This window comes from Pseudoalteromonas sp. NSLLW24 (assembly GCF_015864725.1).
In the GTDB taxonomy this organism is placed as follows: Bacteria; Pseudomonadota; Gammaproteobacteria; order Enterobacterales; family Alteromonadaceae; genus Pseudoalteromonas; species Pseudoalteromonas arctica.
The window spans coordinates 242,517-264,223 of the sequence record NZ_JADYWQ010000004.1 but is presented as its reverse complement, the minus strand read 5'-3'; the positions used below and the strand labels follow the sequence as shown (position 1 = coordinate 264,223).

Sequence of the window (21,707 nt, the reverse complement as noted above, 5' to 3'; positions counted from 1 at the left end):
TTATTCCTCTTTCAGCGCAAGTTGAGTTACATCAGTTTTATCAGGCGCAATATCTTCAACTTTTACTGCCATACCTTCAGTTGGATACTCAAGCGCTGAGGTAACAATTTGCTCGCCATTTTTTAGCCCTTGGCTGGCTATAATCATGCCGTTTTGTTCGCGTATAATATTGAGAGTTTTAAACGATAATGTTAAATCGTCATTTAAAATTACAATTTTATTATCTTTAACTAAATGGTGCGCAACAATAATTGCGTTATCAAGCGGGCGACCTTCAATGGTAGCGTTAATGTATGAACCAAAACGAAGGGGGCGTGTTTTATCGCCATAAGGTGTTGCAAGTTGTGCAACCAAGTAGCTCATACGGCTTGTTTGATCAACCACACCTTCGGTGCGAATTACTTTGGCTTGCCACATTGTTTGCTTACCCGCGTATTCTGCGTTAAATGTAACATTTGAGCCTACGCCGCCATTTTTTAAATATTGCAGTTCTTGATCGGCAACGGGTAAACGTACCTCTGCAACTGAGGTTGCACTCAATGCACCAAAACTATTACCTGGGTTTACTACTGAACCCAAGCTAATTGTGCGTTCATTAATAATGGCATCGTATGGGGCTTTAATATAAGTACGTTCAAGATTGCGGCTAGCACGTTTAACACTTGCTTGAGCAGAGCGGTAACGCGCTAGTTTTTCGGCCAGTTGTGGTTTACGTAAATAAAGTTCTGAGGCAATAGCTTCGCTTGAGTCCGATTTAATACGCTCCCATTCAGCTTTTGCTACATGTGCTTGTGCGCGTTCTATTTCAAGTGCTGAGCTTGCTTGTGCTAAACCTGCTTGCGCTTCAATAAAGTCTGCCTCGTAATCATTTGCATCAATTCGTGCTAAAATATCGCCTTGCTTTACAAACGCGCCTTCAACAAATTGATCTGATACCGAAATAACTTGCCCACTAACTTGTGCTATCAGCTCGGTACGGTCCTTTGGTTTAACAATGCCGTACGATTTAACATCGAGCGTTATAGAATCTAAAAGTATGCTTTGTGTTGCAACTAAAGGGCGTAAATCTTGCTCTGGCTTTTCTTCGGGTGGTTTTTTCATTGCCATAAAGGCGAAAGCTAAAGCAATACCGCCTGCTAAAACAGCAATTGGGAGTATTATTTGTTTTGTAGTAGCCACAAGGCATTCCTTCATAATTGGTGGTGACAGAGCAATAATACGCAATAAAGTGTTTACAAGGCGTTTTAAGATGTAACAAAGCATTACATATGTACATTACAACTCAACATGCGGCTAATTACGTTCCTAAAAAGGAATTAAAGTAAGTGTGTTTTATTCAGAGGATATTATGAAAACCGAATCGATGAGTTGCAGGCTAGGCTGCGGCGCATGTTGCATTGCGCCAAGTATTAGTTCGCCTATTCCAGGTATGCCAAATGGTAAAAAGGCCGGAGAGCGCTGTATTCAGCTGGACGAACGTAATTTATGTAAGTTATTTGGTGATTCAAGCCGACCTAAAGTATGTAGTGATTTTAGCGCCACATTTGATGTGTGCGGGTCAACAAATGCACAAGCTTTAGCACTTATTACAGAGCTTGAAGAGCTAACTTAATCCTCGTTTTTAATACACATCTATTTACAATATATTATTAATAAAAATCTTCATAAGGTTAATAAAAGCAGTCGTTAATTTATTTAATGGCGAAATATTAGACATATTTAACTTTGTTGCTAATATAGGAAATTGTAAGATACTTTTTATAAATCTCATTTATAGGTGATTTCGTTCAATCTTAATTTTTAAAAGGAAAGAAAAATGAAAAATTTACTTACAGCATTTACATTAGGTGTGACTTTATTAGGTTGTTCAAACTTACCCATTAAAACCGATATTAAAGAAGGCCACTTTAGACTCGAAAACTTTAAAAGAGAGCAGGGAGTAGATCTAGAATATGTCCACTTGATGTGCTTTAACAAAAAACCTACACAATGGGCTGAACCAAAGCAGTATATCAGTGGTGATCATGATTTATGGGTAAAGGCGAGTGTTTCAAACCCTGATGTTTTAAATAGTCAAAAAGAAGCTTTTGTTAATTTTAACGTTAATTTAGATTCTGATAAAAGCTACATGCTAAATAGAAAAAGGGAAGGGGATAAAATATCAATCTGGATACAAGAAGTTGAAACCGGTACGGTTGTTTCGCAGGTTCTTACAGATGAGCTTAGTCGCCCTTTACAAATTGATAATGAGCTAAGAAAAAGACAATGTCGTTCTGGTTCAATATAAGCTGAGTAATCAAAGCTCTTAATATTTAGTATGCCGTTTATTTTTTGCTGAATATTTATTCAAAGACCTGTCTTAAATAAACAGGTCTTTGAATGTGATAGCTCAATTCTACCAACTATACGTTGCGCTTAACGTATATTGCTCACCTCGCCCTGGTGTACCAGGTATCTCTTCAAACGATTCACCCCATAAGTTATCTGCTGCTAAAGTAATAAATAAGTTTTTTAGCATTGGCGGCGTAATTTTTAACGTTAAATGGGTAAATAAAGCATCGTCGTCACTACCGCGCAGCGCATTTTCGTGCTGTTTGCGCCACTCGTTATCTATTCTAAACTGCAATATATCAGTAGGATTCCACACTGCGCCGAGTGTTAGGCGGTGATCAGGAAAGTTTAATGCGTAAAAACTAGCGTCAATATCTGCCGCACCGTAATTTTCTGATTTATGAAGGTAGGTGTAACTCGCTACAATTTCGGTTGTTTCAAAGTGTTTAGTTGCTAAGAACTCAATGCCCGTTGTATTTATATCTACAGGGTTTGCAAAGCGCGCAGAGCTTGAGTCAAAATTAAACGTCCAATCGGTTAAGTTGTCATCTTTACGATAAAAAATAGCCGAATTAAGTTGCCAAGTTTGCTCATCAACTAATAAACCTAGCTCTAGGCTTTTAGTCGTTTCGCGCTCAAGGGTGTAATTACTTCTAAATAACCCGCCTGAATCACTTCCGCCAATGGCGGTATAGCCTGCTACTTGGCTTGCCTCTGCGTACGATAAATAAAACGTGCGCTCAAAACCTTTGCTGTTTTGTGTATTAAGCGTTATATCACCAATAAGTGACAGTTCAGAGTCGTCTCTATTTGTATCGTCAAACGCAGCACCTAAACGAAATGTAAGTTGTTTATTATCCTCAAGCGCCATTTTGTATTCAGGCAATACGCTTAATTTATAATACTTACGAGAGGTAAAGTTGTTTTCAAGCGTGGTAGATTCAATTGAGTCGTCAATAAACTGTGCTGAATAATTTACAGCAAATACATCGCTTTGAGCATGATGCCCCGATAGCGCTAACGACTTAACTTCACTTTTGTGAAAAGCTTCAAAAGCGCTTGGATTTTCGCGAGAGTAAATATAATGATCGTCGTGTGTGCGGTAATAAGCCGACACTTCAAAGTTACTATCCTGCGCATAACTTTGCTTATGGTTTAGCATTAATAAGCGGGTTTCTAGCTCTTCTGTTTCGTTAACGCCAAATGGAGTGTACAAATTTGGCCAACCAAAAAACTTATCTTGTGAGCCAAAAAACAAATCTGTTTGAGAATCAGCGCCAGCTAATTGAACGCGACCCGATGCACGCGTAAAGTCGTGATCGCCGTTATCAATAGTGCCATCGCTTTGTGAGTGAGAAATCTCGCCTTCAAAGCCAAGCTTCCAATCCTTTGCGCCTTCAAGGGGCATACTTACAGCTGCATGTAAGCTTTGTAAGTTAAAATCGTTTGTGCCAGTACCTACCGATACACTGCCGCCCGTGCTAATTGGTTTCCAGCCAAACGATACAGTGCCTACAGAGCTATTAGCACCATTAAGTGCATTGTCTGCGCCTGTTAAAATATAAGGGCCGGTAAGCATTTGCGGTGCAATAGGAATTTCAGCAAAGTAATGACCAGACTGTGGGTCAAGTAAAGTAGCACTACCAACTCTAAAGCCGGTATTTTCAAAAATACCACCGCGTATAGTTACATCGGCTTGCGCTTCAGCCATATTACGTGATTGTAAATCAACACGTGGGTCATACTCTAAATTAGATACTGGAGAGTCAAATGTACCTACAGGTAATGTGTTTGCAGTGGGCGATGCCTCAACTGTTATTTTTTCGATTGCCGGTGATGCTTCAGTTTTATCAATTACAGCTTCGCCGTAGGCAAAACTGCTCGCGCTGCATAGCAGTGCAGGGAGTATAAAGTGCGGTGACCATTTCATGTTGTGTGTCTCATTTTTTATATGCAATTACGGTAACAATTAAATTCAGAACACACTTTTAAGGCGTGATAAAATAATTCAATTAAACAACTGCGATTTTGGCGCGATTGTACATTAATTCATTAAAAACTGCATTTGATAATCATTTGCAACGTTAATGCATCTAACAAACTTGGTCACATTTATTATGAGTATAAAACAACAAGATACTATTTACTTTGCTGGTGGCTGCCTGTGGGGCGTGCAAGAATTTTTAAAGCACTTACCTGGTGTAATAAGTACTGAAGCAGGGCGGGCTAATGGAAAAAACGATAATACACAAGGCGAATACGACGGTTATGCTGAGTGTGTAAAAGTAATATTTAGTACAAAAGAGGTTAGCTTAAACGAGCTGTTTGGCTTCTTTTTTGAGATTATTGATCCGTATAGCGTTAACAAACAAGGGGATGACGTAGGCCCTAAATATCGCACTGCCATTTATAGCAAAAGCCAAGATCATTTAAAGGTTGCTAGCAATTATATAAGCCAGCGAAGTGATGCTGATAAAATTGTGGTAGGGGTAGAGCTGCTAACTAACTACGTGCCAAGCGATCCTGAGCATCAAGACCGCTTAACTAATCACCCTGATGATTACTGTCATATACCGCTTGAGTTACTGCATAAGTATAAATCGTAAATTTGAGTAGTGTAAGCGCACAAAGATAAGTAATTAGAAGCTATCGCTTCTCGCGCAAGCAAGCTTAGCGCCTACAGGTAAAGTTTAATCCGGTGTTTGTTTTGTAGACGTGCAGCTTGCTGACGTGACGAGCGCAGCTCGTAATTTAAGGTTGAATATAGCGTTAGGTAAAGGTAAGTGATTAGAAGCTATCGCTTCTCGCGCAAGCAAGCTTAGCGCCTACAGGTAAAGTTTAATCCGGTGTTTTTTTTGTAGACGTGCAGCTTGCTGACGTGACGAGCGCAGCTCGTAATTTAAGGTTGAATATAGCGTTAGGTAAAGGTAAGTGATTAGAAGCTATCGCTTCTCGCGCAAGCAAGCTTAGCGCCTACAGGTAAAGTTTAATCCGGTGTTTATTTTGTAGAGGTGCAGCTTGCTGACGTGACGGGCGTAGCTCGTAATTACTTCATTTTAAAAGTTCCAAAAATACACACCCACAAAAAAGCTCACGTACTGTGAGCTCTTTTAAAACTTAATTATAGCTAATTTTAACTTACTGCTGCTTTTGCGGCGGGAAGTTACTTAAAATTTCGCTCACTGTTTTATTAATTGATGCTTCACGTTGTTCTGGCGATTGATTTTTCTTTAATCGACCTTCTTTTGCGCCGCGCCATACTAGCTGGTTAGATTCACGATCCACAATATCAATAATCAGTGTACCCACTTCGTATTCACGCGCAGTTGTATCGCGTTGAAAACCAGTACCCCAATAACCCCAATGCGGGCGGTAGTTTATATTGAAGTTGTCTACTTCAAGCTCTTTATCTACCGATGCATGATAGTTAACAAGTACATCAGCTTGCGCTGCATCAACTAAACTCATACCTAGTGTTTGGCTCAATTCTGCATTAACGGCAGTGCGAACACGCTTTTCCATTAGGCCATTAATTTGATAGTTATTTGTGTCTTTAGTTAGGCTGGCGTTTTCTACCCAAGCAAATGTTTTAAAATTACTAAAGTTAGCTGATTTATCGTAATCCCAATCTGGGGTTTGTGTACAGGCTGTAAGAAGTGCTAGCGCTGCAACAATAAGTATATTTTTCATTACGTTTGCTCCAATAAAATGCATTAATTTAAAATAACACACATAGTTTAAATGTGTATTATTTAAACGTCCTAAATATTAGTCTAATTGTCAGGGCTGAACGACTAATTAACCTATGTTAATTAGTCTCGATTCATCAGCTAATGTTCAACTTCAATCCAATCTTTTTCATCTACCCAGTTTTGTGCACCGTCTTTTACCGAGCGAATAGGCACAATGTAGTCACAACTTATTTGTGGCTTAACGGAGGCAAATATAGGCACAAAACCAAAGCTTAGTGCGGTTTCTATGATTGCTTTTTGATTTTGTGGGTCAATGTCGGCCGCTTCATCTATGTAAATAGGTATACGGTATAGGTTTTGTTCCTGGTCACTCAATAAGTAACGAATAAACAACATGCCACACAATAACTTAATCGTAATACGTGTGCCGTTTGAACCCGCCGAATCTATTTTTTCAAAGTGCTCTGTTTCACCTGCGCGGTTAACTACTTCAAATCGAATATCAAATAAATCGGTAAGCGTTAAACCCGCTTTATCTGAGGCGAGTTTAATTAAGTGATCTTTCGCTTCGTTTACCGCACTTTCGCTGTACGGTTCTTGGCTCAGTAAATCAAGTGTGTCACCTTGCTCAAACTGATGCGACGTGCTGATAATGGTATCTATACTATCAACCAGCATTTTACGCGGTATGACGTTAATTTTAAACGCTTGCAGGTTTGAAATACGGTGCTGGCTTATGCCTTTATTAAAGCTATTCATTTCGCGGCGAAGGCGGTCTAAATCTTCTCGCAAGCCTTTAATAGTTGCGGCCACTTCGGTAAGCGCAACGCGTGCTTGGCGTTCAACAGCGTCGCGTTCGTTATCAATATTATGAAAGGCGCTTATTAGCTTTTGGTATTTAGTGTATTCGTCATTTTCGTTGTCGAATTTAGTAATACCCGCGTTATATACATGCAAATAAGTGTTGCGTACGTTTATGTCAAAATTACGCAGCTCTTGGCAGTCTTTATTAAAGTGATGAACAAGATCGCTTAAGTTATCAAAGTCGACCGTAATATCAATCATGTACGGGGTCACTTTGCCGCTGTACAAATCAAGCGTGTGGTCAATTCGCTCGCTTTTAACTTGGCGTAAGCGCTCAGTTTGGCGATTAATTTGCTCTTGTTTCGATTTAATTAACGAGCGACGATCGGCAATTGAGCCACTATTTTTTTGAATATCTTGCAGGTAGTCGTCAACTTGTTCGCGCTCAGCTAATAACTGCTCTTTTAGCATGGCTTGCGCTTCAACCGACTGTTGCATTATATCAAACTGCTCTAAGCGTTTTAGGGCGCTCTCTGCGCTCATAAGCTCATCGTATAGCGCGTCTTTTTCTTTTTGCTTGTCGGCAACGTTTGCTGCAACATCGCGTTGTTGCTTAAACTCTTTAAGTGAATGCTCAAGTGCATTTAGCTGAGCGGTTAATTGCTCCTTGTTTTCGCCGCTTTGCATTTGCACAGGCGAGAGCTTTTTGAGATTAATGCTCGCACCTGGTAGCGTTAATACACCGCCTTTAACGTTTTCACTTAATAGCGATAAAAACTCCCCAAACGCGTCTTCGTCATCAATGGTTATATCGCCATTAGTGGTGGTTGCAAACGAGAGAATATCTGGGTTTAAAATCCGCGATATTTCTTCTACTTCTTTTAACGAGAGGTCTTCGCGCATGCGGGTAAACAAATTAAACTCAAGGTTTTTAAGTTGCAGCTTTAAGCTCTTAATTTGTTTTTGTGTTTCGCTAATGCGGTAGTCAAGCGTATGTAGGCTTTGCCCTTGTGCGCTGGTTATAGAGTGCGAAAGCGACTCGTAATCTTGTTTTAACTGAGTCAGGCTGGTTTTAAGCGTGGCTTTATTTACTAGTTCAAACTCGCTTTTAAGCGCATCGTAATCTAAAAACCACTGCTCAATTTGAGTTTGTCGGCGCTCTATGTCGCGCGATTGCTGTACGTATAGGCTTTGCTTTTGCTCAAACTCGTGTTTTTCGTGCTCTATATCTTCAAGCGCAATGCCCAACTCATTAAGTTGCGATTCTTGATAGGTATCAAAATCAATCAGTGCTTGGTCAATTTTAGGCGCATACGCGGCTAATTTACCTTTAAGCACGGTTTGGTTTTCAAGCATTGATTCAAGCGCGGCTATTGGCTCTTGCATTGACTCAAGGGCTTTTAATTCGCGTTTTGAGCGATTTACTTTATCAAACGAGCGACGCCATACTTCATAAAAGTCGACCTTAGAGTTTGACATATGGCGTTCAAACACGCGTAGCATAAAGCGTTTTACGTCGCTTGCGCCTAATTTGTGTAAGTTAAGAATACGTCTAAATATTTCTTTATAAATAGAGGAGTCTTGCACATTATTAAGCGGGATCATTTTTAAGTTAATGTCGCCGTCAAAAGGCGTTGCACCGCCAGTCAGTAGCGCGTTTAGCTCTTGTGCTTTAAGCTCAATAGGGTTGTAATTAAGCGATTTTAAATGGTTAAACAGCTTGGTAAATTTAATAATAGTTTTACCTTGCGTGTACTGCTCTAAATCAAGCTTTCCTTGATAACAAAAGTACTGATGCGCATAACCGGCAATTTTACCAAGTCCTGCAACACCAATCACTACCGAGCCATGAGGCAAGTTAGCTTCGAGTAAAATGTAAGACTGATCGGATGAAAAATAAAACTTACGGGTTTCATCTAAATCGTGTCCGTCCCATTCTGTTAAGCGCAAATCGTTAATAAGCGGAAACTGCAGTGCGTTAATAACCGAGCTTTTACCTGTGTTATTGGGCGCGCAAATAGAGCTGCTTTTATCAAGCGGGATCACACACTTTGCATAGCCTGCAGTGTTAAGTAGGGCGAGTTTACTTAGTCCGTATAGATTTTTCATTCCTCGTCCTCTGTAAAGTAGGTTTCTTCGTTTACTTCCATTAATGCATCTATGTAGCGGTGAATTGGCGCTTGTAGCATAAAGCCGCCTTCTACTTCACGGGCTAACCCTAAGCGCACCATGCGCAGGTATACGTCTTTGCGCAGGTCCGATCCCGAAAATATCTCAAGCTGATCAAACAGATGTTTGTTAATTTGCACCAGCGTTTGCATAAGCTCTAAATCGTTTACGTCGTCAAACAATGCGCGCATTGGGTCTTTACCCGTATTGGCGTAGTGCTCAATTAAAATGTAAATGGTGAGTGCGATAGCGCGAGATATTTTGCCCATATTTGGCGTGCTCTCGTCGCTACCAAAATAATAAAAGCCACGGCTGTCGCGTTTTAAATCGTTACCTAGGGCGGTAAATAGGGCGGTGTAGTCTTCTATGTGTTGGTCAAGCTCTTGCCACATTACGTTGTCTTGCTCGCAAATGTGATAACCCGCTACTAATTTTTTATTTATGGCTTGTAGATGGGTTAGCTCGTCTAAGTTTATGTGTGTCATGGTTTATTTACCTGCCTTTGAATCTGGCTGAGGCTCTGAATTAAATGGATATAAAGAAAAGTGCTGACCGGCAATTTTTACGCGGGCTTTTTCATCGCTTTGAATTATTTTAATATCGCTGTCGCTAACTAATTTTTGATACAAAAATAGCATTTCGTCGGCATCGAGATCTGGGTAGCTTTCGTCTAAAAATTGCAGCAAGGGTTGCGGCTTTTTGCGTTTTTTATTAAAGCGCTTAGCAAAGCTGGTTTTAACATCGTTGTAGTCAGGAATGTTAGGCGTAACAAATGCAGGCACGTCTTGTTGATCTGGCAATTGGTATTCTTCGTGTTCAAACTCAACCAAGCTTGCCATGTAAGCCACAATATGGCGTTGCTGACCAAGCGAATATCGCTGTGCGTCGCTCACAAAATGTGGCTGCACCGCACTTAGCATGTTGTCTACGCCATTTTTGCGCACAAGCCCAAGTACTTTGGCTGCTTGGCGAGTAATTAAGTTATTACGGCGTAACTCTTCGCGCAGCGGCATAAGCATATCGGCACTTTTACGTAAGCTTTCTCGACCCACTAAATGCATTTCGAGTATACGGGTACGTAATTGCTCAAGCATACGTTTGTCGTTGTACGCTTTACCTGAGCGCTCAATGTGCAGTATTTGCTTACTTATTTGCTCTTCAATGAGGGTAAAACACGCATGAAATTCACCGCGAATATCAACCATTTCAAGCATTGGCTCTATGTATTCGTCAAATGCTTCTATTACTGCTTTGTAACGCTTTTGCAGCGATTGCACCGCATTATTTGATTTAGCTTGCTCAACAATATTTAAAATAGCGTTTTCGTTGTGCGTATAGAGCTTCATTATTTTACGCACCCGATCATCCATAATACGGCTGTAGCGGCGTAAATCGTCAAAGTCTTCTATTTCGCCAGCTTTATCTAGGCGATTTCCTAAACGAGCTAGGTCGTCTACTAATACGCTAATTTCTTGCGCTAAGCCTAAATGCTCTTCTTGCAATAAAAAAGTAGCAAAGTCGGCAATGGCACGATTTATTTCAAGCTGTGAGGATTTAGCCAGTGGAATTAAAATATCTTGGTTTAACAAACGATTTGTTTCTTTATAAATGCGTTCGTTTGACCACGTAGGCTGCTTTTGCTTAATAGCGTTTTGTACGTCTTTTAGGCTAAAGTCAGCCATTTTAAAACGTTTAAATAATAGCGCTAATACACCCCAATGTTCGGTTATGGTGTTTAGCAGCTTTTTAGCTGGGATCATAAGGGGTTACAACATCCTAGTATTTTATTATTGAGTTCTTTTAGAAGACTCATTATTACGTATTTTTAATTAACCTTGTCTGTATATAGTATTCGTTTTTAAGACCATTTAATAATAGTTTTTGCATAGAGGCAGTGCTAAAATTCGCGCCGAAAATAGGCACATGAAATGGAATGTTATTTGTGTGTTCTTTAAAACTATATCAAAGGTTGTTTAACTACCATGGTTTCCTCGATTATTCTAACCCTGATAGCGATTGCATTTTTACTGATCGTTATAGAAGATATAATCCATGTCAATAAAGCTAAAACCACGCTGTTTTTTGGTACGCTTTGCTGGATTCTTCTTTTTATATACCCTCTACACGGGCAAAGCCCCGATACAATTCAACACCTCCTAAATGAAAATATTTTAGAAATTGCCTCGTTATGGTTATTTTTAATGGCTGCAATGACCTTTGTAGCGTATTTAAACTCAAAGGGGTTTATAGAAAATATTGTCCATCGCGTTATGCCAAAAAGTATTAGCGAAAAAAAGCTCATGTTTTTGGTGGGTGGTTTTGCATTTTTGTTTTCGTCGATTTCAGACAACGTAACAGCCACGCTTATATCGCTTGCGGTTGTTATGTCGTTAAAACTTGAACCTAAAAAGCTTATTAAATATGCCACGCTTATTGTGTTTGGGGTTAACTCAGGTGGGGTATCGCTAATAACAGGTGACGTAACCACGCTAATGATATTTTTAGATGGCAAAGTAACCATTGCTCATTTATTACTACTTATAGCGCCAGCACTTGCAAGCGTTATGCTGCTTGCCGCGTTACTGTCTATCGGTATGAAAGGGCGTGTTGAGTTTGCTAGTGCAGGTAAAACCCGCATTGAAAAAACCGACATAACCATTGCTGTTATATTTTTATCTACCGTAGTGAGCACACTTATGCTGAGTGTAGTTTACAGCGTACCGCCTTTACTCACCTTCTTGTTTGGCTTATCAGTGATGTTTTTAGTGGCGCAATTTTTAATGCGCAAAAAAGACATAAACAAAGACATAATCGATTTTGTTCGCGATATAGAATACGACACATTATTGTTTTTTGTAGGTGTACTTTTACTTGTTGGCGCACTTAAAGAAATTGGTATGTTGAGTAAATTTACCGACCTATACACGGTAATGGCACCAGAATACGCAAACTACTTAATGGGCATATTATCAGCAGGGGTCGATAACGTACCGCTTACCGCTGCCTTATTAAAAGCCGATATAGTAATGAGCCAACAACACTGGTTGTCGTTTACGTATGCAACGGGCGTGGGCGGTTCAATGCTTATTATTGGTTCGGCTGCGGGCATTATTGCCATGAGCAAAGTTAAAGCACTTACCTTTATGAGCTACTTGCGTTTATCGCTGCATTTATTAATTTGTTACACGGTTGGATATGCGGGCTCGTATTACATGGGCAGTTTTATTTAACTCATAAATTATTAAATGCTTGACAGCTAGACGTCTAAACGATAACTTTCAAAGCCCCGCTACTTAGTGGGGTTTTGTTTTATTAGCCACTGGTTAATAAAGCATTCAGAAGAGGTGCGATACTTAGGTACTTAATGTTAGGCGACGAAAGCCGATGATCATTAAGGAGGGAAGTACTCGCCGAGGAAAATAATGGTACGTCGTCATTGTTTTTCGGTTTATGGGGCTGAATCCTCAAAACTGTCACCAATATAGGTGGAGAGCTTCTGGCAGTGGACTTATCTTCAAGCATTCCTTTGCCAAGTTCTTCTTGTTTTATTGCGGTTTGGATACCGCGAAAGGAGACTAAATGACTACCCAAACAGTGCTTCAAACAGAGTTAAGCGCAAAATCAGATTACATCGTTGCCAAATTTGGCGGAACCAGTGTTGCAAATTTTGAAGCGATGAGTCGCTGTAGCGAAATTATTGTTGCAGATAAAAGCGTACGTATTGTTGCCGTGAGCGCCAGTGCCGGCGTAACTAATCACTTAGTTGCACTGTGTAAATCAAGCATTACTTCAAGTGAGCGCCAAGAACACATAAACGGCGTGCTTGCTATTCAACAAACTATTTTAGATGAATTATCGCTAGATGCCGATTTAGCGGTTGGCTTTAACGAAACCCTAAAAGCATTTCAAACATTGGCTCAAGAGTCACTAACAACCGATCAGCAACACGACGAGCTACTTAGCTTTGGTGAGCGTTTGTCGTCGTATTTGTTTGCACAGGTACTTCGTTTACAAGGTTTAAATGCCGATCGCTTTGATGTGCGCAAGGTGCTTAAAACCGACAGCCAATTTGGCAAAGCAACGCCCAATGTTGCAGCCACAGCGCAAGCTGCTAAAGAGCATTTAATTCCGTTATTAGACGCTCAAGTAATTGTAACTCAGGGATTTATTGGTAGTGACGAATACGGTCACACCACAACGCTAGGACGTGGTGGTTCAGACTACAGCGCTGCATTATTAGCTGAAGCAATTAACGCTAAAAGTGTGCATATTTGGACCGACGTAGTGGGCATTTTTAGCACCGACCCGCGTTTGTGCGCAAAAGCGACGCCTATTGCACGCTTAAGTTTTGACGAAGCCGCTGAAATGGCAACCTTTGGCGCAAAAGTATTACACCCAGCAACTATTTTACCAGCAAGCCGTAGCCACATTAACGTGTTTGTAGGTTCTAGCCGAGAGCCTGAGCGTGGCGGTACGTGGATTGAGCGCGAAAAATCGCAGCAACCAGGTATACGCGCAGTAACGCAACGTAAAAACCAAATATTGCTTACGCTTAAAAGCCCAGAAATGCTACTAGCAAGCGGCTTTTTAGCACGCGTATTTACACTATTAAGTGAATACAATATATCGGTAGATTTGGTAACTACATCAGAAATCAGTGTGGCTATAACGCTTGATAACGCGCAAAACGCCTCGCGCCCAGAGCTTGATCAAGAATGCCTAGATAAGCTTGCAGAGTTTTGCCATGTTTCGGTAGAAAACAACCTAACATTGGTGGCACTTATTGGCTCTGAGATTCAATTACGCCAACACGAAATGAACTTAATGAGTGTACTAAAAGACTTTAACATTCGATTAATTTGTCACGGTGCTAGTAAGCACAACCTGTGCTTTTTAGTAGAGCAAACTGAGTCAGATAACGTAGTACAGTCTATTCATAGCCGTTTATTAGAAAATGATTTTGCTGCGTAAATAACGGTTATTCAGGAGAATTACCTAGTAAAATCACTTAACAAAATTAATTAATAAAGTCATTTAATAAAAAGCATCGCCAGTCGGTGCTTTTTTTATGCACCACACTCACATCAAAACAAACATTACTGTCACTGCTATCAACTACAGTAACGCGATTACTGCAAGCACTCAGCTTTGCACTATTTAATTCGTCAAACACATTAGGGCTAAGTAATTTTGCAATAGGGCGGCTGGTGGCTTTAGCAAGTGACTCTTTTAATGTCCAAATTCTAAAAAATGTATCTGCTTGGGCTTGGGTATTAGTGGGCTTGGTGATAAGTGTAATTTCATCATTATGATAAAAATGCTTAGCAAGCTTTTCAAACGGGCGCTTTAGGCTTACTTTTTCAATATCAAAACCAAACTCACTTCTATCAAAATTTAGCGCGACCCCAACTAAACCATGCGAGTGTGAAATACAGTTATTTATAACATCACCACTCACATGTATTTGCAGCTTTGAGCTTGCTTCGTCAAATTCGGTACTCATTTTATTAAGGGGTACATGCGTATGTTGCGGCTGCGTTACTTTAATAAGGTGTTTTAACAATAACCGCGTAGCTAAATACTCTTGCTTAGCTTGTGGGCTTTTACGGCGGTTTATAATGTTTAACTCAAACGGGCTTAAGCAATCGGGCAAATTAAAGTCACTAAGCTCAAGTGTTTTAGCATTAAATAATAAAATGCTGTTACTCGCTAAAGACAAATTTGCCAATTGAGTTGAAGTAATACTCAAGGCGTTTTTAAAATAGTGTTCAGTCATAAAAGCCCTAAAGCAAAAGAAGTCGCTGATATTGTGAGCGGTTAACGCCACTAATAAAGGCTGGGTACAATTTTATTACTCAGCTGGCATGAAATATGGTTTAATTCACAATAATTAAAATAATAACAGATTTGTAGATGTATGGCACAAGTGCGTGATGGGTTTCAAAGCCGACTTGGTTTTGTTTTAGCCGCTGCTGGCGCAGCAGTGGGTTTAGGTAATATTTGGGGTTTTCCTACGCAAGCGGCCAACCATGGTGGCGGTGCATTTTTACTGGTTTACTTTATTGTTATATTTTTACTTGCGCTTCCTGCGCTGTATACCGAACTTTATTTAGGTCACAAAGCACAAGCTAATCCGGTAAAAGCATTGGGCGATGCATGGCAAAACACTAACCGTAAGGTTGGTGCTGCGGCAGGTTATATAGGCCTTGCGGGCGCAGTTGTTATGCTAAGTTTTTATTCAATAGTAGCAGGGTGGATGCTCTCGTACGCTATTGAACCCATAACAACCTTTTTTGGGTTTACAGGCGCAAGCGAGTTTTTACATAGCGACTCAGTGCTGCGTAATTTTGTATTTACGCCGCTTATGCTTATTTTAACTGCCAGTATTATTTTAAAAGGTGTTAAATCGGGAATCGAAACCTGGTCGCGCCGTTTAATGCCACTGTTACTTGTGCTGCTTGTTGGTTTAATTGCCTACATTGCAACACTCGATGGCGCAAGCGAAGGCTTTGCTGCGTATTTAATTCCTGATTTTAGCCAAATACTCGATCCTAATTTAATTATTGCCGCAATGGGGCAAGCGTTCTTTTCGCTCTCGTTAGGTGTAGGCTGTATGATGATTTACGGCTCGTATTTACAACCAGATGCTAATTTACCAAAGCTTACAGTAGGTGTTGCCTTACTCGATACCAGTGTCGCGTTTTTAGCGGGCTTACTTATTATTCCTGCTATTTATGTGGCGCAGCACAACGGTGTAGAGGTATTTAGTGGTGGTAAACTGATTGGCGAAGGGCAACTTATTTTTGCTATTTTACCTGAGCTATTTAGCACCATGGGCGAAATTGGCTTATTAGTCGGTTTATTGTTTTTTGTATTAATGTCTATCGCATCGGTTACGTCAACTATATCGACCACCGAAATTCCGGTAGCGTTTTTAGTCGAAAATTACAACGTTAGCCGCACCAAAGCAACATGGGCAGTGAGCGCCGTTGTTCTTGTGTGTGCAAGCGCGATTATATTAAATTTTGATTGGTTATTTGGCTTAGTTATTATGCTATTTACTCAATACCAATTGCCGCTTATGGGCTTGTTTTACTTTATTACGGTAGGTTGGATGTGGCAGCGTGGTAATAAATTACATCAAGCAACAACAGGCGTACATTACTGGTTTGCTCAGTATATTCGTTTTGTTTGCCCAATATTAATGACCTTGGTATTTGCAAACGTCGCGTTTGGCTAAGCTCTATTTAAAGTAAATTTTTAAACAAAAAAGCGAATAGGGCTCACCTTATTCGCTTTTTTGTGCCTATTATTTAGGTACAGCTAAGGTATTTATAAAACCTCATTAGTTAGAGGTTTACCTTTACTTACTTCAAACGCGTTAAGCAGGGTTACGTTTGCTATTTCGGTGAGCGCTTCTTGGGTAAAAAAGCCCTGATGGCCTGTTACTAATACATTTTTAAAGCTCACTAAGCGCGAGAATATATCGTCTTGGTTTATTTCGTCACTGTGGTTTTTAAAAAACAGCTCCGACTCTTGCTCGTAAACGTCGAGCCCCAAGTAGCCTAATTTTTTAGTTTTTAGCGCACTAATACATGCGCTACTATCAAGTAATGCACCACGAGAGGTGTTAATAAGCATAACGCCGGTTTTCATTTTGCTAAATGCCTCGTCATTTATTAAATGATGAGTTTGTTCCGTTAGAGGGCAATGTAAAGAAATCACATCGCTTTGGCTAAGTAAGGTGTCTATATCGGTAATTGTATAATTGCCAGGTTGTGCGTAGGGGTCGCACACTAATACTTTAGCGCCAAAGCCATTTAAAATGTTGCACAGCGCAAGGCCAATTTTACCGCAACCTACAATACCCACGGTTTTATTGTTCAAGTTAAAACCAAGCAATCCGTTTAAATCAAAATTGTCTTCGCGTACGCGGTTATACGCTTTATGGGTTTTACGGCTAAGCGTTAGCATAAGTGCAATACAATGCTCGGCTACGGCCTCAGGGCTGTAAGCCGGTACGCGTAATACTTTAATTTTATGTGCTTTTGCTGCAGGTAAATCAACGTTATTAAATCCTGCACAACGCAGCAAAATAGTATTTGTGCCTTGGCTTGCCAGTTGTTCAATAACAGTGTCGTTTACAGTGTCGTTTACAAATACGCATATGGCATCAAACCCGCTTGCTAGAATAGCAGTTTGTTCGCTCAAGGCTTGCTCAAAATACGTTATTTTTATATCACGGTGATCGCGTGTACTTTGTTCAAAAAAAGGCAGTTCGTACTTTTGAGTACTAAAAAAAGCAATGTTCATGGTAATAGCCTTGACGCTTAAGGAGTATTATTTATTACTAATACAATAAACTACTTTATAAACCTGTGCTTTAGTAAAACGCATTTTATTGATTTAAATTAAGCCTTAAGCGGAGCCTTACTTGGGATAAACAAAGGTATTTTTGACGATACTTTTTTACCACCTTTAGCAGCGTTTAACTTTGCGCCTTGCAGTAGGTTGCTTTCTATTACTTGTATAAGTGTTTCGGGCTTAGTTCGCGGTGCATAGCGTGCAACAAGTTGACCTTGTGAGTTAATTAAAAACTTAGTGAAATTCCACTTAATTGCACGATTTTGCGAAATACCCCGCGTATGCGATTTTAAATAATTAAACAACGGATGTGTTTCTGGCCCGTTTACCATTACCTTACCAAACACCTCAAACGAGACATTAAATTGCTCTTGGTAAAAGTCTTTAATGGCTAAATTATCAAGCGGCTCATTTTGGCCAAACTGGTTACACGGAAACGCAAGCACAGTAAAACCATTGCCTTTGTATTGCTGATAGAGCTTTTCGAGCGCGTTTAATTGCACCGAAAAATTACATTTACTCGCTGTATTAACAATAAGGACGGTTTTGCCCTGTAACTGGCTAAGAGAAAAATTTTCGCTGTTGTAAAGTGGTGCATTAAATTGATAAATACTGTCCATAGGTTACCTACTTACCTTTCCCGCTAAGGAAATTTTATAAAGACTTTCATTCGCTTTTTTATCGACCGATTGACATAATCGAGGTCTAGTTTCTAAGTTATCAGTTTAATAGGTCATTTTTATGTCAATGAAAGTCGCATTTATAGGTTTAGGCGTAATGGGTTACCCAATGGCGAGGCATTTAGCAAAAGCAGGACACAGCGTATGCGTCTATAACCGCACTCAAGCTAAAGCACAAGCGTGGACTGCAGAACATTCAGGAAGTTTTGCACCAACCCCGCGCGAAGCTGCCAGCAATGCCGACATCGTATTTATGTGTGTTGGTAATGATGACGATTTACGCTCAGTAGTGTATGGCGACGAGGGCGTGTTAGCGGGCATGCTGCCGCACACTGTTTTGGTTGATCACACCACAACCTCTGCCGAAGTAGCCCGCGAAGTTGCAGCAAAAGCGGCTCTGCAAAATGTTGATTTTATAGATGCACCTGTATCTGGCGGACAAGCTGGCGCCGAAAACGGCGTATTAACGGTTATGGCGGGTGGTAGTGAAGCTGTATTTGCTAAAGTACAGCCAGTTATGGCGGCGTTTAGTCGTTTTAGCCAATTACTAGGCGGCGTTGGCTCGGGACAACTTTGTAAAATGGTTAATCAAATTTGTATTGCTGGTGTAGTGCAGGGTTTAGCCGAAGGCTTACATTTTGCCAAGCAAGCTGGGCTTGATGGTGAAAAAGTTATAGAAACCATTTCTAAAGGTGCAGCCGGTTCGTGGCAAATGGAAAACCGCTACAAAACAATGTGGGCGGGTGAATATGAGTTTGGTTTTGCCGTAGATTGGATGCGTAAAGATTTAGGTATTGCACTCGATGAAGCTAAAAACAACGGTGCAACACTGCCAATGACCGCAACGGTCGATCAATACTACGCCGACGTACAAGCACTTGGCGGTGGCAGATACGACACCTCAAGCTTACTAGCACGCATTGAAGCGCTGCATAAAAAGTAACGTTTACGTTGAGTATGTCGATGTAGACGCGAAGCTTGCTGGCGTGACGGGCAAAGCCCGTAAAGTAATTTATTCACAAAGAGGTTATGAGGCGCTGCGCTTTTAGAGGAAGTAATAGATCTAAAAAACTATTGTTTTTATGTTTCTCATTTACTCCTCATTCGCTTCTCTTTGTGAAATAAATTTTGCTTTCTTTGTAGTGATACAGATATTAATAAACAAAAACGCGACGCTTTATTGCTAAAGCGTCGCGTTTTTAATGCGTTATACAAACAAAATTACATGCTTTGAGCGTAGTTATATAGCGCCTTTAAAATTGTAAGATTTTTTTCGCTGTCGTCATGCTCATGCGCTAGGTTCTCAAGGGTGATCATAAAATCTTGCGCGTTAATCGATGGTTGATCTTCCCCGTGCATTAACTTGTTTTGGCAATACTGGCGCCATTGGTCAAGCTCTTGCTGGTTTAGCGTTTCAGGCCAGTTACGGGCGCGGTATCTAAACAACAAGGTATTAAACTTTTTATCTTCAAAGTCTAATTTCAACCCTGCTAATTCATCTGGTTTTGCATCACGAATAATCGCAAACTTAGCTTTATCAGCATGGCTTGTAAACCCATCGTAAAGTAAGTAGTCAACGTTAGTGGTTGCGCTGTAATCGCCTTGCTCGTTAAACACCTCCGTTACTTTATCGCGAAGGTCGGTATTGGCTTTTAAAATAGCTAAGTTAGCTAAGCACTGCTCGCGATCAATCCCAAGGCGGGCGGCGTTTTCAGGCAATAATGTTTTAGCTGGGGCTAAAATAGGGCACTTGTTTAAATGCACTAGTTTTAAGCCAACAGGTAAATCGTCTTCGGCTAAATCTACACGTTTGGTGTATAAACGTTTGCGTAACTCTTCTACGTTTAAATCAATGAGTACTTGCGGGTTTTGAGTTAAATCAAAACAAATAACCGCATTTTTATTTACCGGATGAAAGCTCATTGGTGCAACCCAGCTTGTGCAGCCTTGTGTTGCAGGTATGCGCGACGTGGTATGCACCAGCGGCGTCATGTTAAATACATCAACCAATTCAGCGAGTGCTTTTTTGCCACGCAAACCAAAAAAGAAGTTATACAGCTTTGGCTGTTTTTCTTTTATTAGTTTAGCCAGTGCAATAGTGGCGGTTACATCGCTTAGCGCATCGTGCGCAGCGGCGTGTTCAATACCATTAGCTACCGTTAAATGTTCTAGCTTAAAGCTTGGGCTGCCGTCTTCTTTTAACGGCCATTCAATGCCTTCAGGGCGCAGCGCGTAACAAGCGCGTACTAAATCAATAATATCCCAGCGACTATTATTATTTTTGTATTCGCGCTCGTATGGGTCGTAAAAATTACGGTAAAAGCTATAACGACTCACTTCGTCATCAAACCGAATACTGTTATAACCGGCAACACAGGTATTTGGCACGCTAAATTCGGCATGAATTTTTGCTATAAACTCAGCTTCAACTAAGCCTTTTTTCATCGCTACTTGTGGCGTAATACCCGTAATTAAACACGCCTCAGGGTGAGGTAAGTAATCCGCTTGCGGCTTACAATATTCAATAAGCGGCTCGCCAATAATATTTAAATCAAGATCGGTACGAATACCCGCAAATTGGCTCGGCTTATCCTTTTGAGGGCTCGCCCCCCAAGTCTCGTAGTCGTGCCAATAGATTGTTGCTTGATTTCCTTGATAACTTTCATTATTCATTCTATGTCTTAGCCCTTTATATTTACGGGTTATTAGCGCTACTCAGTTTATTTTTGTATTTTCGAGTTTCTTGTAATTGGCGCGTTGTGTGTATAGTTTCGTGTATAAATTTTTTGCTAACTGTGTATAAAAAATTAAATGGCGATAAGGGATGCCAAATTAAGAAAGCTGCTAGGTAAAAATCAAACACCTTGTGTATTATCGCATAGAGATAGTTTAAGTGTAAGGGTATCAGCTAAGGGGACTATCACTTGGCAATACCGCTTTTGTTACATGGTTCACCAAGCGTTACCGTGTATCGTGAATTGCGCAGTATACCGAAGGGCAAAGCAATAAGTGACAAAACCATAGAACCTATTCGTCACGCTGCAGACACCGCCAATTGGAAAGACTACGCCGAAGTAGGTCGCCGCATAAAAGGCATTGTTACCAATGTAAGTATCGAATCAAAGCTTCACCGGATGATTAACAATGTTTATAACGTTACAACCGAAACGAGTCTTAAAACTCGCCTAGTAGAATGTACAAGGCAACCCAAAGGCACAGCCGAAAACTCAATACTAAGGATAACACCAACGTCGGCGCAGCCGACGTATCTTGGACTAGTGGTAATAACTGTACGCCCATAGCCGCAGGGTCTAGGGCTGAGTTGTTACTCGATACTCAAAAAATGACGTTGATGAAGTAATAAAGGATCTAAATAGCGGAAAAAGGATCGCCCGAAACTGCCAAATTTATCAAATACGAGACGGCCAACTTCAAGTTTTAAATATTGATGAGCAAATAAAGCATGATCAGCGCTTAGCTATTGAGTCATTGGCTAAAACATATTCACAAAAAGCAGGTAGCTGGCACATAACTGAAGCCCATTGGTAACAAGCCCGCGAGTATGTAGAGCTTGCTTATAAATACGCGCAGCTTGACGGGCGCAACACACCAAATAACACCCATATACAAAACGATCTAGTCACTATTTGCGATTGGGACCTAGTTA

General features: G+C 40.5%; 18 protein-coding genes and 1 riboswitch. Of the genes, 8 read left to right on the top strand and 10 right to left on the bottom strand.

From position 1 onward, the window contains the following. Nucleotides 1-1,179 (bottom strand): efflux RND transporter periplasmic adaptor subunit, encoded by a 1,179-nt coding sequence (locus tag I6E72_RS05990; protein WP_007581894.1) that lies wholly within the window; start codon nucleotides 1,177-1,179, stop codon nucleotides 1-3. A gap of 169 nt (nucleotides 1,180-1,348) precedes the next feature. Here I6E72_RS05990 and I6E72_RS05985 point away from each other — a divergent pair, with 169 nt between their 5' ends. Further along, nucleotides 1,349-1,612 carry a YkgJ family cysteine cluster protein gene (locus tag I6E72_RS05985; RefSeq protein ID WP_024612699.1) on the top strand — a complete coding sequence of 88 codons (264 nt, stop codon included), beginning with the start codon at nucleotides 1,349-1,351 and terminating at the stop codon, nucleotides 1,610-1,612. A gap of 204 nt (nucleotides 1,613-1,816) precedes the next feature. Next, nucleotides 1,817-2,287, top strand: coding sequence for a hypothetical protein (locus tag I6E72_RS05980; protein WP_197103238.1), 471 nt, complete (start codon nucleotides 1,817-1,819; stop codon nucleotides 2,285-2,287). Nucleotides 2,288-2,395: 108 nt separating this feature from the next. On the opposite strand, the gene I6E72_RS05975 is transcribed toward I6E72_RS05980, so the two are convergent. After that, nucleotides 2,396-4,261, bottom strand: coding sequence for a TonB-dependent receptor plug domain-containing protein (locus I6E72_RS05975; protein ID WP_197111466.1), 1,866 nt, complete (start codon nucleotides 4,259-4,261; stop codon nucleotides 2,396-2,398). A gap of 187 nt (nucleotides 4,262-4,448) precedes the next feature. Here I6E72_RS05975 and I6E72_RS05970 point away from each other — a divergent pair, with 187 nt between their 5' ends. Then, nucleotides 4,449-4,937, top strand: coding sequence for a peptide-methionine (S)-S-oxide reductase (locus tag I6E72_RS05970; protein WP_169060336.1), 489 nt, complete (start codon nucleotides 4,449-4,451; stop codon nucleotides 4,935-4,937). A gap of 532 nt (nucleotides 4,938-5,469) precedes the next feature. On the opposite strand, the gene I6E72_RS05965 is transcribed toward I6E72_RS05970, so the two are convergent. The 4 genes from I6E72_RS05965 to I6E72_RS05950 all read right to left on the bottom strand — a co-directional run bounded on the left by I6E72_RS05965 (nucleotide 5,470) and on the right by I6E72_RS05950 (nucleotide 10,756). Next, nucleotides 5,470-6,021, bottom strand: coding sequence for a DUF4136 domain-containing protein (locus tag I6E72_RS05965; RefSeq protein WP_008134542.1), 552 nt, complete (start codon nucleotides 6,019-6,021; stop codon nucleotides 5,470-5,472). Nucleotides 6,022-6,161: 140 nt separating this feature from the next. Further along, nucleotides 6,162-8,936: an ATPase gene (locus I6E72_RS05960; RefSeq protein WP_165734940.1), complete on the bottom strand. Its 2,775-nt coding sequence runs from the start codon at nucleotides 8,934-8,936 to the stop codon at nucleotides 6,162-6,164. Beyond that, nucleotides 8,933-9,481: a condensin complex protein MksE gene (locus I6E72_RS05955; protein ID WP_197111465.1), complete on the bottom strand. Its 549-nt coding sequence runs from the start codon at nucleotides 9,479-9,481 to the stop codon at nucleotides 8,933-8,935. Before I6E72_RS05955 ends, I6E72_RS05960 begins: the two co-directional genes overlap by 4 nt. Nucleotides 9,482-9,484: 3 nt before the next feature. Beyond that, nucleotides 9,485-10,756: a hypothetical protein gene (locus I6E72_RS05950; protein ID WP_197111464.1), complete on the bottom strand. Its 1,272-nt coding sequence runs from the start codon at nucleotides 10,754-10,756 to the stop codon at nucleotides 9,485-9,487. A 222-nt stretch (nucleotides 10,757-10,978) separates the two neighbouring features. On the opposite strand from I6E72_RS05950, the gene nhaD reads away from it, so the two are divergent. Both nhaD and lysC read left to right on the top strand, forming a co-directional pair. Then, entirely contained in the window at nucleotides 10,979-12,226 is a 1,248-nt protein-coding gene (nhaD, locus tag I6E72_RS05945) for a sodium:proton antiporter NhaD (protein WP_033026509.1), read from the top strand. A 101-nt stretch (nucleotides 12,227-12,327) separates the two neighbouring features. Then, a riboswitch (Lysine riboswitch) is annotated at nucleotides 12,328-12,500 on the top strand. Between the two features lie 75 nt (nucleotides 12,501-12,575). After that, a complete protein-coding gene (lysC, locus tag I6E72_RS05940; RefSeq protein ID WP_197111463.1) occupies nucleotides 12,576-13,967 on the top strand; it encodes a lysine-sensitive aspartokinase 3 in 1,392 nt (463 codons plus the stop codon). Between the two features lie 46 nt (nucleotides 13,968-14,013). On the opposite strand, the gene I6E72_RS05935 is transcribed toward lysC, so the two are convergent. Next, nucleotides 14,014-14,772, bottom strand: coding sequence for a 4'-phosphopantetheinyl transferase family protein (locus I6E72_RS05935; protein ID WP_197111462.1), 759 nt, complete (start codon nucleotides 14,770-14,772; stop codon nucleotides 14,014-14,016). A gap of 141 nt (nucleotides 14,773-14,913) precedes the next feature. Between I6E72_RS05935 and I6E72_RS05930 the strand changes: the two genes are divergently transcribed. Then, nucleotides 14,914-16,236: a sodium-dependent transporter gene (locus I6E72_RS05930; RefSeq protein ID WP_197111461.1), complete on the top strand. Its 1,323-nt coding sequence runs from the start codon at nucleotides 14,914-14,916 to the stop codon at nucleotides 16,234-16,236. Nucleotides 16,237-16,328: 92 nt separating this feature from the next. Here I6E72_RS05930 and I6E72_RS05925 read toward each other — a convergent pair whose 3' ends face one another. Together I6E72_RS05925 and I6E72_RS05920 are read right to left on the bottom strand one after the other, a co-directional pair. Continuing rightward, complete coding sequence (locus I6E72_RS05925) at nucleotides 16,329-17,309, bottom strand: 2-hydroxyacid dehydrogenase (RefSeq protein ID WP_197111460.1); 981 nt, start codon at nucleotides 17,307-17,309, stop codon at nucleotides 16,329-16,331. A gap of 98 nt (nucleotides 17,310-17,407) precedes the next feature. Next, complete coding sequence (locus I6E72_RS05920) at nucleotides 17,408-17,980, bottom strand: glutathione peroxidase (RefSeq protein ID WP_197111459.1); 573 nt, start codon at nucleotides 17,978-17,980, stop codon at nucleotides 17,408-17,410. Nucleotides 17,981-18,101: 121 nt separating this feature from the next. Between I6E72_RS05920 and I6E72_RS05915 the strand changes: the two genes are divergently transcribed. After that, nucleotides 18,102-18,983 (top strand): NAD(P)-dependent oxidoreductase, encoded by an 882-nt coding sequence (locus I6E72_RS05915; RefSeq protein ID WP_197111458.1) that lies wholly within the window; start codon nucleotides 18,102-18,104, stop codon nucleotides 18,981-18,983. Between the two features lie 278 nt (nucleotides 18,984-19,261). Here the strand turns inward: I6E72_RS05915 and sbcB are convergent, their stop codons facing one another. After that, entirely contained in the window at nucleotides 19,262-20,713 is a 1,452-nt protein-coding gene (gene sbcB, locus I6E72_RS05910) for an exodeoxyribonuclease I (protein WP_197111456.1), read from the bottom strand. 251 nt (nucleotides 20,714-20,964) lie between these two features. On the opposite strand from sbcB, the gene I6E72_RS19725 reads away from it, so the two are divergent. Further along, nucleotides 20,965-21,342, top strand: coding sequence for a hypothetical protein (locus tag I6E72_RS19725; RefSeq protein ID WP_231616903.1), 378 nt, complete (start codon nucleotides 20,965-20,967; stop codon nucleotides 21,340-21,342). The last annotated feature ends 365 nt before the right edge of the window (nucleotides 21,343-21,707 follow it).

What these genes read in the sequence shown, in the direction of transcription:
- I6E72_RS05980 (WP_197103238.1), top strand. Translation starts at nt 1,817, where the DNA reads ATGAAAAATTTACTTACAGCATTTACATTAGGTGTGACTTTATTAGGT.
- I6E72_RS05975 (WP_197111466.1), bottom strand. Translation starts at nt 4,261, where the DNA reads ATGAAATGGTCACCGCACTTTATACTCCCTGCACTGCTATGCAGCGCG.
- I6E72_RS05925 (WP_197111460.1), bottom strand. Translation starts at nt 17,309, where the DNA reads ATGAACATTGCTTTTTTTAGTACTCAAAAGTACGAACTGCCTTTTTTT.
- sbcB (WP_197111456.1), bottom strand. Translation starts at nt 20,713, where the DNA reads ATGAATAATGAAAGTTATCAAGGAAATCAAGCAACAATCTATTGGCAC.
- I6E72_RS05970 (WP_169060336.1), top strand. Translation starts at nt 4,449, where the DNA reads ATGAGTATAAAACAACAAGATACTATTTACTTTGCTGGTGGCTGCCTG.
- I6E72_RS05935 (WP_197111462.1), bottom strand. Translation starts at nt 14,772, where the DNA reads ATGACTGAACACTATTTTAAAAACGCCTTGAGTATTACTTCAACTCAA.
- I6E72_RS05955 (WP_197111465.1), bottom strand. Translation starts at nt 9,481, where the DNA reads ATGACACACATAAACTTAGACGAGCTAACCCATCTACAAGCCATAAAT.
- I6E72_RS05930 (WP_197111461.1), top strand. Translation starts at nt 14,914, where the DNA reads ATGGCACAAGTGCGTGATGGGTTTCAAAGCCGACTTGGTTTTGTTTTA.
- I6E72_RS05985 (WP_024612699.1), top strand. Translation starts at nt 1,349, where the DNA reads ATGAAAACCGAATCGATGAGTTGCAGGCTAGGCTGCGGCGCATGTTGC.
- I6E72_RS05960 (WP_165734940.1), bottom strand. Translation starts at nt 8,936, where the DNA reads ATGAAAAATCTATACGGACTAAGTAAACTCGCCCTACTTAACACTGCA.
- I6E72_RS05965 (WP_008134542.1), bottom strand. Translation starts at nt 6,021, where the DNA reads ATGAAAAATATACTTATTGTTGCAGCGCTAGCACTTCTTACAGCCTGT.
- I6E72_RS05920 (WP_197111459.1), bottom strand. Translation starts at nt 17,980, where the DNA reads ATGGACAGTATTTATCAATTTAATGCACCACTTTACAACAGCGAAAAT.
- I6E72_RS05950 (WP_197111464.1), bottom strand. Translation starts at nt 10,756, where the DNA reads ATGATCCCAGCTAAAAAGCTGCTAAACACCATAACCGAACATTGGGGT.
- nhaD (WP_033026509.1), top strand. Translation starts at nt 10,979, where the DNA reads ATGGTTTCCTCGATTATTCTAACCCTGATAGCGATTGCATTTTTACTG.
- I6E72_RS05915 (WP_197111458.1), top strand. Translation starts at nt 18,102, where the DNA reads ATGTCAATGAAAGTCGCATTTATAGGTTTAGGCGTAATGGGTTACCCA.
- lysC (WP_197111463.1), top strand. Translation starts at nt 12,576, where the DNA reads ATGACTACCCAAACAGTGCTTCAAACAGAGTTAAGCGCAAAATCAGAT.